We start from the raw sequence: 14,347 nt of genomic DNA on the forward strand, positions 1-14,347 counted from the left end.
GGACGCCGGGGCGGCAGGCACCATCATGCCCGGATGCGGAACGATCCGGTCAGCCGCCCGGCGGGCGTCAGGAGGTGCTGCGGGCGCGGCGGCCCTGGCGGTCCAGCTCGGCCGCCTCCTCCGGGGTGGGCGCGGTGCCCCCGAGGTGGGCCGGCTGCCACCAGGCGTCGTCCGGGCCGGCGGGCTGCTCCGGGTAGCCCCGCTGGACCCGGTCGACCAGCGCGGCGAGCCGGGTCTTCAGCTCGGCGCTCATGGTGTTCGCGTCCGGGTACCCGGCCGGGTCCATCGGCTCGCCGACCAGGATGGTGATCGGGGTGTGCCGGCGGGTCAGGGTGCGCGGCCGGCCCTTGGTCCAGAGCCGCTGGGTGCCCCAGAGCGCGACCGGCAGCAGCGGCACGGACGCCTCCTGCGCCATCCGGGCGGCGCCGTTCTTGAGGTCCTTGACGGTGAAGGAGCGGCTGATGGTGGCCTCCGGGAACACGCCCACCACCTCGCCGCGACGCAGCGCGCTGACCGCGGTGGCGTACGACCCGGCGCCGGCCGCCCGGTTCACCGGGATGTGCTTCATGCCCCGCATCAGCGGGCCGGAGACCTTGTGCCGGAAGACGGAATCCTTGGCCATGAACCGGACCAGGCGGCGGGACTCGAGCGCGCCGTATCCGCAGAAGATGAAGTCCAGGTAGCTGACGTGGTTGCTGGCCAGCACGGCGCCGCCGGTACGCGGCACGTGGTGGCTGCCCTCGATGGTCAGCCGCAGGTCGAGGACCCGGAACATCGTCTTGGCGGCGGCGATCACGGGCGGGTACACGAGTTCCGGCATCCGGCAACTTTACCCCGAGTAGGTTACGCGACCGTAGGGGCGAAAATGCGGTCGGACACCTGGCCGGACTCTGCCCTCGGCAGAGCGGGTTGGCGAGACGGCCCGGGTCCGGACAGCATGGCGGGATGACTGAACGTGGGGTGCTGCTCTGGATCCACGGCGGCGGCTGGCGGGGCCGCTACCACGAGGACGGGGCCGCCCTGGCCCCGCTGGGGCTGCGGGTGGTCGCCGCGACCTACCGGTTCGTGTCCGAGGCGCACTGGCCGGCCCAGCTCGACGACGTACGCGCGGCGGCCAGGGCGGCCCGGGCGGCGGCGGACGGCCTGCCGCTGCTGGTCGGCGGCGACTCGGCCGGCGCGACGCTGGCCCTGCACCTGGCCCTGCGCGGGGTGGACCGGCCGGGCGACGTGACGGCGGCGCTGGCGTACTGGGCGCCGGTCGACCCGCTGGACCCGCAGTGGCGGCGACTGCGCGGCGACGACGACCCGTGGGCGGGCCTGCTCGGCCACCCGCCCGCCGAGGGCGACCCGGCCACCGCGGACGCCACGGTCGCCACCCACCTCGGCTCCGGCGTGCCGGTGCTGCTGGTGCACGGCCGCGACGACGCGTCGGTGCCGGCCGAGCAGTCGGTCGAACTCGGCCGCCGGCTCCTCGCCGCCGGGCACCCGGTGCACAGCTGGCTCACCCACGGCGGGCACGCCCTCGACCTGGCCCGGCCGGACATCCGGGCGGTCACCGCCGCGTTCCTGGACACCGTCCTGCCGGCCGGCTGAGCCGACTACCGTCCAGGGCATGCCCGACCTCGCCTCGATCGTCATCCACTGCCGCGACCCCTACCTGCTCGCCCCGTTCTGGAGCGTCGTGACCGGACTGCCCGCGGTCGAGGAGGACCGGGTGAAGCTCGCCGAGCGGTCCCTGGAGCCGGACGAGTCGGTGCTGCTGCGCGCTCCCGACGGGCGCCACCCGGACGTGTGGATCACGCCCGCCGAGGACCTGCCCGGCACCGGCCGGATCCACCTCGACCTGGTCGGCGACGCCGAGGAGCGGGCCGCGGTGCTGGAGGCGGGCGCGACCGTGGTCCGCGAGCTGCCCCGGTGGACGGTGCTGGCCGACCCGGAGGGAAACGAGTTCTGCCTGCTCCCCCGCACCGAGGCGCACGCCGACCCGCTGCCGGGCGGGCGCTGAGGCCCCCGGCGTCGCCGGAACCGGCCGCCTCAGCGGGCCAGGTTGTGCATGTCCAGTCGGCCCCGGGCGAAGGCGTCCACCCGGCCCCACCGGCCCGGGATGTCCAGCACCTCGATCCGGCCCATGCCCACCGGCAGCCGCGGGTCGACCGACAGGTGCCCCTCGTGCGGCTCCAGCCCCAGCATCGTCCGGATGAACAGCAGCGGGGTCCCCGTCGACCAGGCCTGTGGGCTGCACGCGGTCGGGTACTCCACCGGGAACTTGGTCAAGTCCCGCTGGTAACCGCCGAACGCCTCCGGCAGCCGGCCGTCGAAGTACCTCGCCGCGTCCAGGATCCCGTTGGCGATGGTGGCGGCCTCCTCGGCGAAGCCGTACCGGCGCAGACCCCAGGCGATGAAGGAGTTGTCGAACGGCCAGATCGTGCCGTTGTGGTAGCCGATCGGGTTGTAGCGGACCTCGCCCTCGGCCAGGGTGCGCACCCCCCAGCCCGACCAGAGCCGGGGCCCGACCAGGTGCGCGGCGATCTGCGCCGCCCGGTCGTCGTCGACGATGCCGCTCCACAGCAGATGCCCGATGTTGGAGCTGAGCACGTCGCACTGCCGGCCGTTCGGGTCCAGCGCGAGGGCGTAGAACCCACCGTCCGCCACCCACCAGTCCCGGTTGAACCGCTCCTTCAGCGCCGCCGCCTCCCGCTCCAGCTGGTCGGCGTACGCCGGGTCGTCCCAGCACTCCCGGGCCAGCCGGGCGGCCCGCACCTTCGCGTCGTACGCGTACCCCTGCACCTCGCAAGTGGCCCGCGGGAACGGCGGCAGCAGGCCGTCGGAGTACGAGATGGAGTCCCACGAGTCCTTCCAGCACTGGTTCTCCAGGCCGGTGTCGGTGTTGCGCCGCTCGTACCAGACGTACCCGTTGCCGACCAGGTCGGCATAGTCGTCGACCCACTTCAGCGCGGCACGGCACTCCCGTTCCAGCTCCTTGACCAGCGCGACATCGCCGGTCCACTTCTCGTACTCGTCGAGCAGCACCACGAACAGCGGCGTGGCGTCCACCGAGCCGTAGTACGGCGAGTGCGGCTGTTCCTCGAAGGCGGCCGTCTCGCCGTACCGCATCTCGTGCAGGATCCGGCCTGGGTCCTCGTCCCGGAAGTCGTCGAACCGGGTGCCCTGCAACGCGCCCAGGATCCGCAGCGTGGTCTTGGACATGTCCGGCGCGAACGGCAGCACCTGGAGGCAGGTGAAGATGCTGTCCCGGCCGAACATGGTCATGAACCAGGGCAGGCCGGCCGCCGGGAGCGTCTGCCCGCCGAGGGAAAGCGGCGAGAACCGCAGCGCGGCCAGGTCGATCAGGCTCCGCTTGTACGTCGACGACACCTGGCCGTGCTCGCTGTTCACCTTGGGCGCCTTGGCGATCCACTCCTCCAGGTCGCGCTGGAGTGCCCGCCGCTCGACGCCGTGCGTCTGGAGTCCCAGCCGCAGATCCCGACCGCCCGGGCCGAGCGCGTAGGTCTGCACGTCGATGGCGGTGTCCCACTGCTCGTTCGGTTCCAGGTGAATGGTGAAGGCGAAGCCGTCGCGGTCGTACCGGGCCGGCTGGGACGAGGAGACGATCGTCTCCCGCCGGAAGTTCCCGCGCCGGTAGCCCAGCCGCAGCCGGTCCGACTCGGCCTCGCTGTAGATCTCCCCCTTCTTGTTCAGGATCTCGTCCTTGACCTGGAAGAGGTCGGCGAAGTCCGAGGCGGCCTCCATCCGTACCTCCAGGTCGACCGCCTTCTCGTCGTGGTTCAGGATGGTCAGCGTCTCCCGGAAGCTGCCGCCCACCGCCCGCTCCCGGATGATCGACAGCTTGGCGTCGACATAGTGGGTGGCCATGCCGGGCACCAGGAAGAAGCGCGCCTCGTAGTACTGGAGGTCGTCGTACGAGAGTGCGTTGAGCCGCTCACCGTTCACGGTCAGCACCCACCGGGACAGGAAGCGGGTGTCGATGGAGAAGAGACCGGTCGGCTCGCTCGGGGTGGCCTCGATGTCGCCGGTGTCCTCGGAGACCACGAAGGTGTTGCCGTCGAGGATCCGGACGGTGTTGTTGTCCGCCATCAGAACCCCTCCCTTCGGAACGCGTGATGCGGCCCCCGGGAGTCCGGCGGGCCGGGGAAGAGCCGTTCGACCTGGAGCACCAACCGCAGGTCGCCCGACACGGTCATGTCGCCGCGCAGGAGGGCCGAGATGGCGTTCTCCTCGCCGGTGACGAGCTCACCGAAGAGCCGGGGTTCGGCCCCCACGACCGTGTCCGCCTCCTGGTCCTGCTGATGGACCTGGAGGTTGCCTCGGTCGATCTTCAGCAGCCAGTGCGTGGTGTGCGCCCCCTCGTGCAGGTCGAAACGAAGGGTTCCGGCGGTCTTCGCCAGCAGGGGTTCGTACCCCCGCCGGTCCAGGTCCTCGAAGAACTTCGTGGTGGCGTCCACCATCGGGTCCACTCCTCCCGCGATCCGCGGCGTTCGACGTCCGAGGAGGGGTCCCCGCCGGGTACGACGTCAACCTCGCCCGGTTCGGGTGAGTCGCCACGCCCGTCCGGGTCGTACCCGGGCGGTAATGTGCTCGGTCGGCGACTCAGCGACCCCGACGCGGCCCGGCGGCTGCCCACCCAGATCCGCGACGGGGCGCGGCTGGGGCGGGCCGCGTTCACCGCCACCGCCGAGGCGTTCCGCGCGGTGGTGACCGGCCCGATGGAGAAGGGCGCGGTGAGCCGGGCGGTCAGCGACCGGATCGCGGACGCACTGACCTACGCGGCCACCGAACTACGCCGGGTGGCCGGCGGACGCGCTGGCGGAGGTCCGCCTCGACGGCCGGAGGACCTGGCTGCCCGCGGACCGGCTCGACGCGCTACGAACGGCCGAACCGGCACGGCTGGTCCGGCTGCTGGCCGCCGAGGCGGAGACCGTCGGGGCCGCTCGGGGCGCCGCCGACGTGCGGCTGACCGTCGAGGCGGGCTGAGCCGGGGCCGGCCCGCACCGCGCGAGCGCCGACCTCCGAACCGGAGGCCGGCGTCACCGCGGCGGACAGCTCAGTTGTTGGGCTCATCGGCGCTGATGTCGGCGAGCACCGACTGGGGTTCCCGTTCCACGGCCAGGTCACCCATCGAGACCAGCCCGACCAGCCGGCCGTCGTCCACGACCGGCAGCCGGCGGACGGCGTACGTCCGCATCAGGTCGGCGGCGGCCACCGCGTCGTCGTACTGGCTTACTGTCACCACGTCCTTGCTGGTGACCTGGTTGAGCCTGGTGGTGCTCGGGTCCAGGTTCTCGGCGACGCCCCGGACCGTGATGTCCCGGTCCGTGATGATGCCGACCACGCTGTCGCCGTCGGTCACCACCACGTCGCCGATGGCACTGTCCCGCATCTCCTGGGCTGCGGCGGTGAGGGTGTCGCTGCCGTCCATCGTCACCAACCGGGTCGTCATGAACTCTCCGACCGTTGTCATGGTGCTCCCCTCTCGGTGTCGGCACCGCGGTCTACCCGCCGCTCCCGGTGGGGTAACCCGGGCCGGAAGTGCGGTTGCCGCGGGTCCCGTCGGGCGGGTGCGTGCGGGGAGGAACGGACGGTCGGGGCCGCCGGCTGGCGGGTCAGCCGCGCGGCGGCATCCCGTAGACGCGCTCGACGTGCAGCCGCAGCACGAGGCGGCGTTCGGCGACCATGGCGCGCCGGAAGTCGTCCCAGTCCGGGTGTTCGCCCTGCACCGCCCGGTAGAGCCCGACCAGTTCCTCGACGGTCGCGTCGTCCGGCCGCTCCGCCACCGGGGTCAGCTCGGCCCGGGCCTCCGCCACCGCGTACGCCCACCCGTCCTGGCTGCTGACCTGGAAGCTGGCCCGCGGGTCGCGACGCAGGTTGGCGGTCTTGGCCCGGCCGTCGGTGACGGACACCCGGATCAGGTCCCGCTCCCGGTCGAAGGAATAGACCACATTGGACAACTGGGGCCGGCCGTCCCGTTTGATGGTGGCGAGGGTCCCGAGCCAGCGGCTCGCGATGAGGTCGGTCAGGGCCTGCCGGGTCTGCTCGTCCGCCATGCTGCTCTCCCGCGTCGACGCGTCGTGGTCGGTACCCATCCCACCGCACCGACGCCCGTACCGCGAGGTCCCCGCCCCGGCGTGCCGCCGGGCCGGCTCAGGCCCGTTCGGCGGCGACCAGCTCGGCGAGCTGCACGGCGTTGAGCGCCGCGCCCTTGCGCAAGTTGTCGTTGGAGCAGAACAGGGCCAGCCCATGCTCGACGGTCTCGTCGGCCCGGATCCGCCCGACGTAGGTCGGGTCCTGCCCGGCCGCCTGCAGCGGGGTCGGCACGTCGGAGAGCGCCACGCCCGGCGCGCCGTCCAGCAGCTCGCGGGCCCGCGCCGGGCTGATCGGCCGGAGGAAGCGCGCGTTGATCTGGAGCGAGTGGCCGGTGAACACCGGCACCCGGACGCAGGTGCCGGAGACCTTCAGGCCCGGGATTTCCAGGATCTTGCGGCTCTCGTTGCGCAGCTTCTGCTCCTCGTCGGTCTCAAAGGAGCCGTCGTCCACGATCGAGCCGGCCAGCGGGAGTACGTTGAAGGCGACCGGGCGGGCGAACGAGCGCGGCGCGGGGAACTCCACGGCCGCGCCGTCGAAGGTGAGGTCGCTCGCGTGCTCGGCCACCTTGCGCACCTGCTCGTCCAGCTCGGCCACGCCGGCCAGGCCGGCGCCGGAGACCGCCTGGTACGTCGACACCAACAGGCCGACCAGCTCGGCCTCGTGGTGCAGCGGGCGCAGCACCGGCATGGCGGCCATGGTGGTGCAGTTCGGGTTGGCCACGATGCCCATCGGCCGATCGGCGATGGCGTGCGGGTTGACCTCGGCGACCACCAGCGGCACCTGCGGGTCCATCCGGAACGCCGACGAGTTGTCGATGACGACCGCGCCGGCGTCGGCGACCCGTGGGGCGAGCTCCCGGGCGGTGCTCTTGCCCGCCGAGAAGAGCACGATGTCCAGCCCGCGGTAGTCCGCGGTGGCCGCGTCCTCGACGGTGACCTCCCCGTCGCGCCAGGGCAGCGTGCGCCCGGCCGACCGGGCCGAGGCGAACAACCGCACCTGTTCCGCCGGGAAGTCGCGCTCCGCCAGCACCTGCCGCATCACGCCACCGACCTGGCCGGTGGCCCCCACAATGCCGATCCTCATGCCCGCGAGGCTACCCAGCCGGGCGGCCCGACCGGGAGGCCTTTCCCACCGCACGGGCCGACGAGCCGCCGGACCGGCACCGCGGGCGGGCCGGCGAGCTGCAACGACGACGTCCGAGGGCCGGCCGGACCGGAAGATCACCCGCCGTCCCGTCGCCGCACCGCAGCATCCACATCCGGCGTCGGCCGCCCGGCGCGGAGCCGGGCGATCGACGTCACACCGGTCAGGGGGTGTGGTCGACGACCTCGCCGATCCCGGCGGCGACCAGCTCGTCCCGGATGAGCGCCGAGTCGCCCTCGACGACCAGGGTGAGCGAATCCGGGTGCAGGTGCGTCGCGGCCGCCGTGGAGACCTGGTCCACGTCGGCGGCGAGCAGCGCCTCGCGCAGCCGGGCGTGGTAGTCGTCCGGCAGGTCGTGCACCACCAGCGTGGTCAGCGCCGACGCGATCGCGCGCGGGCTCTGCAGCTCGACCGAAAGCTGACCGGCCCGCCAGGAGCGGGCCACCGCCAGCTCGTCCTCGGTCACCCCGGTGAGCTGGGTACGCGAAACCTCGCCGACCGCCTCCACCAGGGCCGGCGCGGTCACCGCGGTCTGCACCCCGGAGCTGATCGCGAACCGGCCGAACCGCCGGGACGAGGCGAAGTCGCCGCGGATGCCGTACGTGTAGCCGTGCACCTCGCGGAGCAGGTGGTTGAGCCGGGAGGTGAACGCCCCGCCGAGCACCGTCCCGGCGAGCGTCACCGGCACGTGGTCCGGGTGGGCGCGGTGCGGGGAAGGGTGCCCGAGGCGGAGCGTGGACTGCACCGAGCCGGGCCGGTCGACCAGGATGACCTTCCGCTGGCCGTGCAGCGCCACCTCGATCGGTCCGCCCTTCTCCACCGGTCCGCCCCCGGTGCCGGCGAACGCGGCGGCGGCGAGCGCGTCCAGGTCGAGCCGGTCCAGGTCGCCGGCGACGATCAGCGTGCCCGGGCGGATGAACCACTCGGAGTGGAAGACCGTCACATCGTCGACGTCCAGCGCGGCGACGCTCTCCGGGTCGCCGTACATCGGTCGGCCCCAGCGGTTCTCCGCGCCGAAGATGTCGGCGCGGAGCACGGCCTCCGCCCGGGGGCCGGGGTTGGCCCAGTCCATCCGCAGCGCGGTCGCCTCGTCGTCGCGGACCCGCAGCACGTCGGCCGGGTCGAGCCGGGGCGTCCGGACGCCCTCGGCGAGCAGCTCGACGGCGGCGCTCAGCCGGTCGACCGGAACCTGAACGCTGACCTGGAACGAGTCCCAGTCCAGCCCGGTCACCAGCTCGGTGCCGAGCGCCTCGATGGCCAGCGCGTACGCGGTGCCGTCCCGCTGCGCGGTGCCCTCCTCCAGGGCCTTGGCGAGCACCCCGCCCAGCCCCTCCTTGCCGACCGGCTCCCGGCCGGCCCCGGCGTCGAGGAGCAGCAGCGCGACGGCCAGGTTCTGCCCGGGCAGGTGCGCGGCGACGACCTGCCCGCCGGCGACGGCCCGCCGGACCACCTGCGGGAACCGGTACGGGCGGGCGGCACCCGGGCCGGGACGTTCGGTGATCAGGGTCATGCGCTCTTCTCCTCGGGCACGTAGATCAGGGTCACCCGGTCGTGGTCGGGGCGGAGCAGCTCGGCGGCCAGCTCGTTGATCTGCTCGGCGGTGACGGCGAGCCAGGCGGGCAGCCGCTCGCCGGCCTTCGCCGGGTCGCCGAACTGGGTGGCGTAGCGGCCCAGGGTGTCGGCCCGGCCATCCACGGTGGACATCTGCCGCCACCACAGGGTGCTCAGCAGCGCCTTGGCCCGGTCCAGCTCGGCGGCGGTCACCGGCACGGTGGCCAGCTCGTCGATCACCTCGGTCAGCCCGGCCCGCAGCCGCTCGGCGTCGACGCCGGGGCGGGCGGTGGCGGTGGCGATCAGCGGGGCCGGCGCGTGCGCCAGGTCCACCCCGTACGCACCGACCAGGTCGGGCTGGGCGATCCGCTCGCCGTCGGCGAGCCGCTGGTAGAGGCGGCTGCCGCGGCCGCTGCCGAGCACGGTGGCGAGCACGGTGGCCACGTCGTACCCGGGGGTGCCGAACGGGTGGGTGCGGTGCGCGACGTAGACGCGGGGCGCGGGCACGTCGGCGGTCACCGTCTCCCCGGCCGGCTGGCCGGTCAGCGGCACGGTCCGCCCGTCCGGCGCGGCGGGGATGTCCGCGCGCATCGGGAGCGCACCGAAGTACTTGTCGGCCAGCGCGAAGACCTCGGCGGCGGTGGTGTCGCCGACGACGGTGAGCACCGCGTTGTTCGGCGCGTAGTAGGTGGCGTGGAAGGCCTGGAAGGTGGCCAGGTCGGCGGCGTTCAGGTCGGCCATCGAGCCGATCGTGGCGTGGTGGTACGGGTGGCGTGGCGGGTAGAGCAGCGGCAGCAGCCGCAGCCAGGCGTCGCCGTACGGGACGTTCTCGTAGCGCTGGCGACGCTCGTTCTTGACCACGTCCCGCTGGTTGTCCAGCGTCTCCTCGGTCAGCGCGGGCACCAGGCCGCCCATCCGGTCGGCCTCCAGCCAGAGCGCCAGCTCCAGGTGCTCGGCCGGGACGGTCTCGAAGTAGTTGGTCCGGTCCGGGTTCGTGGTGGCGTTCAGCGAACCGCCGGAGCCCTGGATCAGCTTCATGTGCTCGGTCTTCGCCACGTTCACCGAGCCCTCGAACATCAGGTGCTCGAAGAGATGGGCGAAGCCGGTCTGTCCGTCCGGTTCGTGCCGGGAACCCACGTCGTACCAGAGGTTCACCGCGACCGCGGGGGCGGTGCGGTCCTCACTCACCACCACGCGCAGGCCGTTGTCCAGTCGGGTCGTCTCGATCGGCCAGGGGTAACCGCTGTCGGGCATGGCACGACGCTATCCGATCTCGCGGGCGGAAAGGTGACGAGCGGGGAGCCTCCTCGGCCCGTACCCGGGTGGGGCGCGACCGCTCAGTCGGGCGGCTCGACGGGGGTGACGGTCTGATCGGAGGTCCGGTGTTCCAGGGTGGTGTCCTCGGCGACGTTCCGGTCCTCCCGGATGTCCGATTCACTGAGGATCGCGTCGGCCTGGGCCTCCGGGTCGTCGCTGCCCGCCCGCGCCTCCTCGGGCAGCAGGTGGGCGCGGGACTCGATCCGCTCCTGGTCGCTCTGCTCGTGGCTCATGCCGTGCTCCATACCCCCGCCGGGGCACGGCGGAACGGGCCGCGCACCTGGTATGTGATCCCGCCCGAGGAGGAACCGGTGGTGCCGCGCTGCACGGCGAAGGACGAGGCGTTCGCCACGCACAGGTGAGAGCTGCTCGCCGGGTCGGGTAGGCTGGCCGGCGTGACGCGGTCGTATCGATGGTTTAGGCAGCCGGCTGGAGGAGCCGGTGACTCGACCATGATCTGACGTCACTCCTCTTCGAGCCGGCCGGGCAGGGATGATTCCCTGCCCTTTCGCGTACGAGCAGCCGGCTCGGACCTCGGGCGCCGGCCCCGGGGCACGGTCGGCGGAAGGAACCCCACCGTGACGACCCCGGACGCCCATCGGGTCATCGACCAGCGGATCGACCGTGTCGTTCCGCTGACCACCCCGGCCCTGCTGCACCACCACCTGCCCCTCGAGGCCCCGCTCGCGGAGGCCGTGGTGGCCGGTCGCCGCGCCGTCGGTCGGGTGCTGGACCGGGCCGACGATCGGCTGCTGGTCGTGGTCGGCCCGTGCTCGGTGCACGACCCGGCGGCCGCCCTGGAGTACGCGGGCCGGCTGCGCGAGGCCGCCGACCGGCTCGCCGACGACCTGCTGGTGGTGATGCGGGTCTACTTCGAGAAGCCGCGCTCGACGGTCGGCTGGAAGGGCCTGATCAACGACCCGGGGCTGGACGGCTCGGGCGACGTCAACACCGGCCTGCGGACCGCCCGGGCGCTGCTGCTCGACGTGCTGCGCCTGGGCCTCCCGGTGGGCTGCGAGTTCCTCGACCCGATCACCCCGCAGTACATCGCCGACACCGTCGCCTGGGGCGCGATCGGCGCGCGGACCGTGGAGAGCCAGGTGCACCGGCAGCTCGCCTCCGGCCTGTCCATGCCGATCGGCATGAAGAACCGCCCCGACGGCAGCATCTCGACCGCGGTGGACGCGATCCGGGCGGCCGGCGTGCCGCACGTCTTCCCCGGCATCGACGTCTCCGGCACGCCGGCGATCATGCACACCCGGGGCAATGCCGACGGCCACCTGGTGCTGCGCGGCGGTGGCGGCCGGCCCAACTACGACGCGGAGTCGGTGGCCGCCGCGCTCGACCTGCTCCGGGCGGCTGGCCTGCCGGAGCGGGTGGTGATCGACGCCAGCCACGCCAACAGCGGCAAGGACCACCGCAACCAGCCGTTGGTCGCCGCGGAGGTGGCCGCCCAGCTCGCCGCCGGACAGCGCGGCATCGTCGGGGTCATGCTGGAGAGCTTCCTCCAGCCGGGCCGGCAGGACCTCGACCCCACCCGCGAGCTGGAGTACGGCAAGTCGGTCACCGACGCCTGCATCGGCTGGGACACCACCGCCGAGGTCCTCGACCACCTCGCCGCCGCGGTCCGCGCCCGCCGCGCCACCCTCCCCACCCCCGCCTGAGCCGCAACCCGGGGACATAAAGAGCGCCGCCCGGCCCCTCGTGAGGGCCGGGCGGCGCTGGGTGTCGGTGTGCAGGTCGCCTCTCGGCGAGTGGCGCGACGCGGCTCCAGCCGGACGGTATTCCGCGAAGGCAATTTAGGTGAGGCCCGGGGACACTGGACACACCGACGCTCTGCACAACGACCGGCCCGGGTCCGGTGTTCCTGGCGGCAGCGTGTCCGCCGTCACGTCGCCCCGCGCGCCGGCGGCGGTGACGTTTGACCGATTCGGGCCCGGGTAGCTGATCGGCGTGACCGACGACGCGCCCGCGACCGAGCAGCCGGAAACCCGACCGCTCGACGAACTGCTCGACGAGATCTACCACGGCCAGGAGCGGGTCACCCAGGCGGACATCTACCGTCGCGCGGTGGCCGCCGAACTGCCCGCGGAGCTGCTCGCCCGGATTGCCGCGCTCCCCCAGGGCGAGTACGCGGTCGACGAGGCGGCCGAGTTGCTCGGCGGGACGGTGGCCTGAGCGGCCCGGAACAGCACGACGGAGAGGACAGTGGGATGACCGACCGCGACCAGGGGCAGCAGCACCACATCGAGGCGCTCGGTGATCCGCCGTCGGCGCCGGACCCGTACGCCGACGCCGACTTCGCCGAGGAGCACGAGGAGACCGCGGTGGACGAGGACATCATCACCGGCGAGGACGAGGGCCAACGCGAGCCGGAGGCGGCGCGCGGCTGGGCCGGCGAGAACCACGGCACGTCTCCCACCTGAGCGGCACGAGCGAGGGGCCGGCGTGGTGCGCCGGCCCCGCGTCATATCCGCTCACTCCCCGTGATGTCTGCCCTCGGCCGCCTGCTGGGCGACGGCGTACCCCATCTGGAGGAAGTCGGAGGCGGCGATCGCGGTCAGCGCCGTGGCCACCAGCCGGGTCAGCCGGGGCGCCAGCACCAGTCCACCGGTGAGCCCGGTGGCGACCCAGACGGCCAGGCAGAACGGGCAGCTCACCAGCTCGCCGACGGCGTGCCGGGTGGCGCTGCCCTGGTCCCGGACCTGCTCCATCACCTCGCCGCTGCCGATCGGGTGGTCGTAGCGGGTGAAGGGCGCGCGCAGCGGGCTGGTGATCGCGTCCTTGGACAGCAGCCGGCTGAGCTTGTGCGTGGCGATGGAGAGCAGCACGACGTCGGCCGGGCTGGGCCGCTCGGGCACCGGCCGCCCGGTCGCCTTCACCAGGCCCACCAGGGACGCGGTCACCGCCGCGTAGCTGCCCATGGCCGCCAGGTAGCCGCCCAGCGGCCGGTGCTCGTGCGGCGCGTACGCCTGCCGCAGCCGCGCCACCTTCTGCTTCAGGCCACTCCCGGTCACCCGGCCTCCTCGGTTCTCGTGGCGGCGCCGGATCAGCCGGCGGTCAGGTTGTCGGCCACCTCGCGGGCGAGGCTCGCCAGGATCTCGTCGGCCATTCCGTGGTCGGTGCCGGCCAGCTCCAGCCGGACCCGGGCGCCCCCCGCGTCGGCCGGCTCGACGTCGATGTCCGCCGACCAGCCGGCGGACTCGGAGCTCCAGCGCGCCCGCATGTCCTCGGTGTCGACGATCTCCACCCGGTGCGTCCCGGAGCGCCGCAGCTCCTCCGGCAGCCAGGCCGCCGACCGGTCCGGGTCGGTGGCGGTGTTGAACACCACCTCGGGCGGCGCGGACATGCCGCGCTCGGCGTGGCTGGCCATCAGGCCCCCCGCAGCCGGCTCGGGTCCACCTCGCGTCCCGGGTGCCGGGCCAGGTACTCGGTCTCCAGCTCCGCGGTGCGGCGCAGGTGGTTGGCGAGCGCCGAGTCGGTGGCGTGCCGCAGGGTGTCCAGCCGGGTCCGGTGCAGGCTGTGCATCTCCCGGATCAGGTCCTCGTCCCCCAGCTCGGCGGGGTCCACCCCGAGCAGGTCGCGGTCGACGTCAGCGGTCACGGTCTCGGTCCGGGCGTGGTCGCCGTCCCACTCGGGCATCCGCTGCTCCGGGCTGGCGTCGCCCCGGCGTACTGATTCGGTCATCGTCGCCCCCTCGTCTCGTTCGGGCTGGCGTCTAGACGGATGCCCACCCGAGGTGCCACCAAACCCCGCCACCTACGACACCGCGTCGGAGACGGGCGCGGGCCCCGGTACCCTCGATGGCATGAAGCGGCTCTGGACACCGGCGTGGATCGCCCGCCACGTGGCCATGGTCGTGCTGGTCGTGGGCTTCCTCGGGCTCGGTTGGTGGCAGGTCACCCGGGCCGCCGGCGGCAACACGCTGAGCTTCGGGTACGCGATCGAGTGGCCGGTCTTCGCCGGCTTCGTGGTCTTCGTCTGGTGGCGTGAGGTGCGGCACACGCGGCGGGGCACGCCCGAGGTGGCCGTCCCGGCGCCGCCGGCGGCCGCCGGGCCCGAGCCCGCCGCCGCCCCGGCGGTACGCCGACCCGTGCGGGTCAGCCGCGTGCCGGCCGCCCCGGTCGACGGGGCGGAGGACGGCGACCTCGCCGAGTACAACCGCTACCTGTCATGGTTGAACGCCAACCCGGGCGCGAGGCCCGGTGACTATCCCGGCTGAGGCCGGCTTCGG

General features: G+C 73.4%; 18 protein-coding genes. 6 read left to right on the forward strand and 12 right to left on the reverse strand.

Translation table 11 applies throughout. From position 1 onward, the window contains the following. Positions 1–67: 67 nt before the first annotated feature. Positions 68–820: a lysophospholipid acyltransferase family protein gene (locus ACFYOS_RS16210; protein WP_387141289.1), complete on the reverse strand. Its 753-nt coding sequence runs from the start codon at positions 818–820 to the stop codon at positions 68–70. Positions 821–945: 125 nt separating this feature from the next. On the opposite strand from ACFYOS_RS16210, the gene ACFYOS_RS16215 reads away from it, so the two are divergent. Together ACFYOS_RS16215 and ACFYOS_RS16220 are read left to right on the forward strand one after the other, a co-directional pair. Further along, the gene (locus ACFYOS_RS16215; protein WP_387141292.1) at positions 946–1,593 is read left to right on the forward strand and encodes an alpha/beta hydrolase; all 648 of its coding nucleotides are present in this window, start codon (positions 946–948) and stop codon (positions 1,591–1,593) included. Between the two features lie 19 nt (positions 1,594–1,612). After that, complete coding sequence (locus tag ACFYOS_RS16220; protein ID WP_387141295.1) at positions 1,613–2,005, forward strand: VOC family protein; 393 nt, start codon at positions 1,613–1,615, stop codon at positions 2,003–2,005. A gap of 29 nt (positions 2,006–2,034) precedes the next feature. On the opposite strand, the gene ACFYOS_RS16225 is transcribed toward ACFYOS_RS16220, so the two are convergent. The 8 genes from ACFYOS_RS16225 to ACFYOS_RS16260 form a co-directional block, all read right to left on the reverse strand. After that, positions 2,035–4,095, reverse strand: coding sequence for a glycogen debranching N-terminal domain-containing protein (locus ACFYOS_RS16225; RefSeq protein WP_387141298.1), 2,061 nt, complete (start codon positions 4,093–4,095; stop codon positions 2,035–2,037). Then, on the reverse strand, positions 4,095–4,466 hold the full coding sequence (locus tag ACFYOS_RS16230; protein WP_387141300.1) for an SCP2 sterol-binding domain-containing protein: 372 nt from the start codon (positions 4,464–4,466) through the stop codon (positions 4,095–4,097). Before ACFYOS_RS16230 ends, ACFYOS_RS16225 begins: the two co-directional genes overlap by 1 nt. Positions 4,467–5,062: 596 nt before the next feature. Continuing rightward, positions 5,063–5,479 (reverse strand): CBS domain-containing protein, encoded by a 417-nt coding sequence (locus ACFYOS_RS16235; protein WP_387141302.1) that lies wholly within the window; start codon positions 5,477–5,479, stop codon positions 5,063–5,065. Positions 5,480–5,621: 142 nt separating this feature from the next. After that, positions 5,622–6,062: a PPOX class F420-dependent oxidoreductase gene (locus ACFYOS_RS16240; RefSeq protein WP_387141534.1), complete on the reverse strand. Its 441-nt coding sequence runs from the start codon at positions 6,060–6,062 to the stop codon at positions 5,622–5,624. A 97-nt stretch (positions 6,063–6,159) separates the two neighbouring features. Further along, positions 6,160–7,185, reverse strand: a complete 1,026-nt coding sequence (locus ACFYOS_RS16245; protein ID WP_387141305.1) for an aspartate-semialdehyde dehydrogenase — start codon at positions 7,183–7,185, stop codon at positions 6,160–6,162. 223 nt (positions 7,186–7,408) lie between these two features. Then, the gene (locus tag ACFYOS_RS16250) at positions 7,409–8,755 is read right to left on the reverse strand and encodes a M16 family metallopeptidase (RefSeq protein ID WP_387141308.1); all 1,347 of its coding nucleotides are present in this window, start codon (positions 8,753–8,755) and stop codon (positions 7,409–7,411) included. Beyond that, a complete protein-coding gene (locus ACFYOS_RS16255) occupies positions 8,752–10,050 on the reverse strand; it encodes a M16 family metallopeptidase (protein ID WP_387141311.1) in 1,299 nt (432 codons plus the stop codon). Before ACFYOS_RS16255 ends, ACFYOS_RS16250 begins: the two co-directional genes overlap by 4 nt. An 83-nt stretch (positions 10,051–10,133) precedes the next feature. After that, complete coding sequence (locus ACFYOS_RS16260) at positions 10,134–10,346, reverse strand: hypothetical protein (RefSeq protein WP_387141315.1); 213 nt, start codon at positions 10,344–10,346, stop codon at positions 10,134–10,136. Positions 10,347–10,691: 345 nt separating this feature from the next. On the opposite strand from ACFYOS_RS16260, the gene ACFYOS_RS16265 reads away from it, so the two are divergent. From ACFYOS_RS16265 to ACFYOS_RS16275, 3 genes are all read left to right on the forward strand, one after another. Next, positions 10,692–11,777, forward strand: a complete 1,086-nt coding sequence (locus ACFYOS_RS16265; RefSeq protein WP_387141318.1) for a 3-deoxy-7-phosphoheptulonate synthase — start codon at positions 10,692–10,694, stop codon at positions 11,775–11,777. Between the two features lie 289 nt (positions 11,778–12,066). Beyond that, positions 12,067–12,291: a hypothetical protein gene (locus ACFYOS_RS16270; RefSeq protein ID WP_387141321.1), complete on the forward strand. Its 225-nt coding sequence runs from the start codon at positions 12,067–12,069 to the stop codon at positions 12,289–12,291. A gap of 35 nt (positions 12,292–12,326) precedes the next feature. After that, positions 12,327–12,539 carry a hypothetical protein gene (locus ACFYOS_RS16275; protein WP_387141324.1) on the forward strand — a complete coding sequence of 71 codons (213 nt, stop codon included), beginning with the start codon at positions 12,327–12,329 and terminating at the stop codon, positions 12,537–12,539. A gap of 51 nt (positions 12,540–12,590) precedes the next feature. On the opposite strand, the gene ACFYOS_RS16280 is transcribed toward ACFYOS_RS16275, so the two are convergent. The 3 genes from ACFYOS_RS16280 to ACFYOS_RS16290 are packed head-to-tail and all read right to left on the reverse strand — an operon-like array spanning position 12,591 to position 13,800. Then, complete coding sequence (locus ACFYOS_RS16280) at positions 12,591–13,130, reverse strand: DUF1360 domain-containing protein (protein ID WP_387141327.1); 540 nt, start codon at positions 13,128–13,130, stop codon at positions 12,591–12,593. 32 nt (positions 13,131–13,162) lie between these two features. Beyond that, a complete protein-coding gene (locus ACFYOS_RS16285; RefSeq protein WP_387141329.1) occupies positions 13,163–13,486 on the reverse strand; it encodes a hypothetical protein in 324 nt (107 codons plus the stop codon). Beyond that, positions 13,486–13,800, reverse strand: coding sequence for a DUF6158 family protein (locus ACFYOS_RS16290; protein WP_387141331.1), 315 nt, complete (start codon positions 13,798–13,800; stop codon positions 13,486–13,488). Before ACFYOS_RS16290 ends, ACFYOS_RS16285 begins: the two co-directional genes overlap by 1 nt. Before the next feature lie 121 nt (positions 13,801–13,921). Between ACFYOS_RS16290 and ACFYOS_RS16295 the strand changes: the two genes are divergently transcribed. After that, on the forward strand, positions 13,922–14,335 hold the full coding sequence (locus ACFYOS_RS16295; protein WP_387141333.1) for a hypothetical protein: 414 nt from the start codon (positions 13,922–13,924) through the stop codon (positions 14,333–14,335). Positions 14,336–14,347 lie beyond the last annotated feature (12 nt).

Origin of the sequence: Micromonospora sp. NPDC005806, assembly GCF_042871425.1 — a bacterium.
GTDB lineage: Bacteria > Actinomycetota > Actinomycetes > Mycobacteriales > Micromonosporaceae > Micromonospora.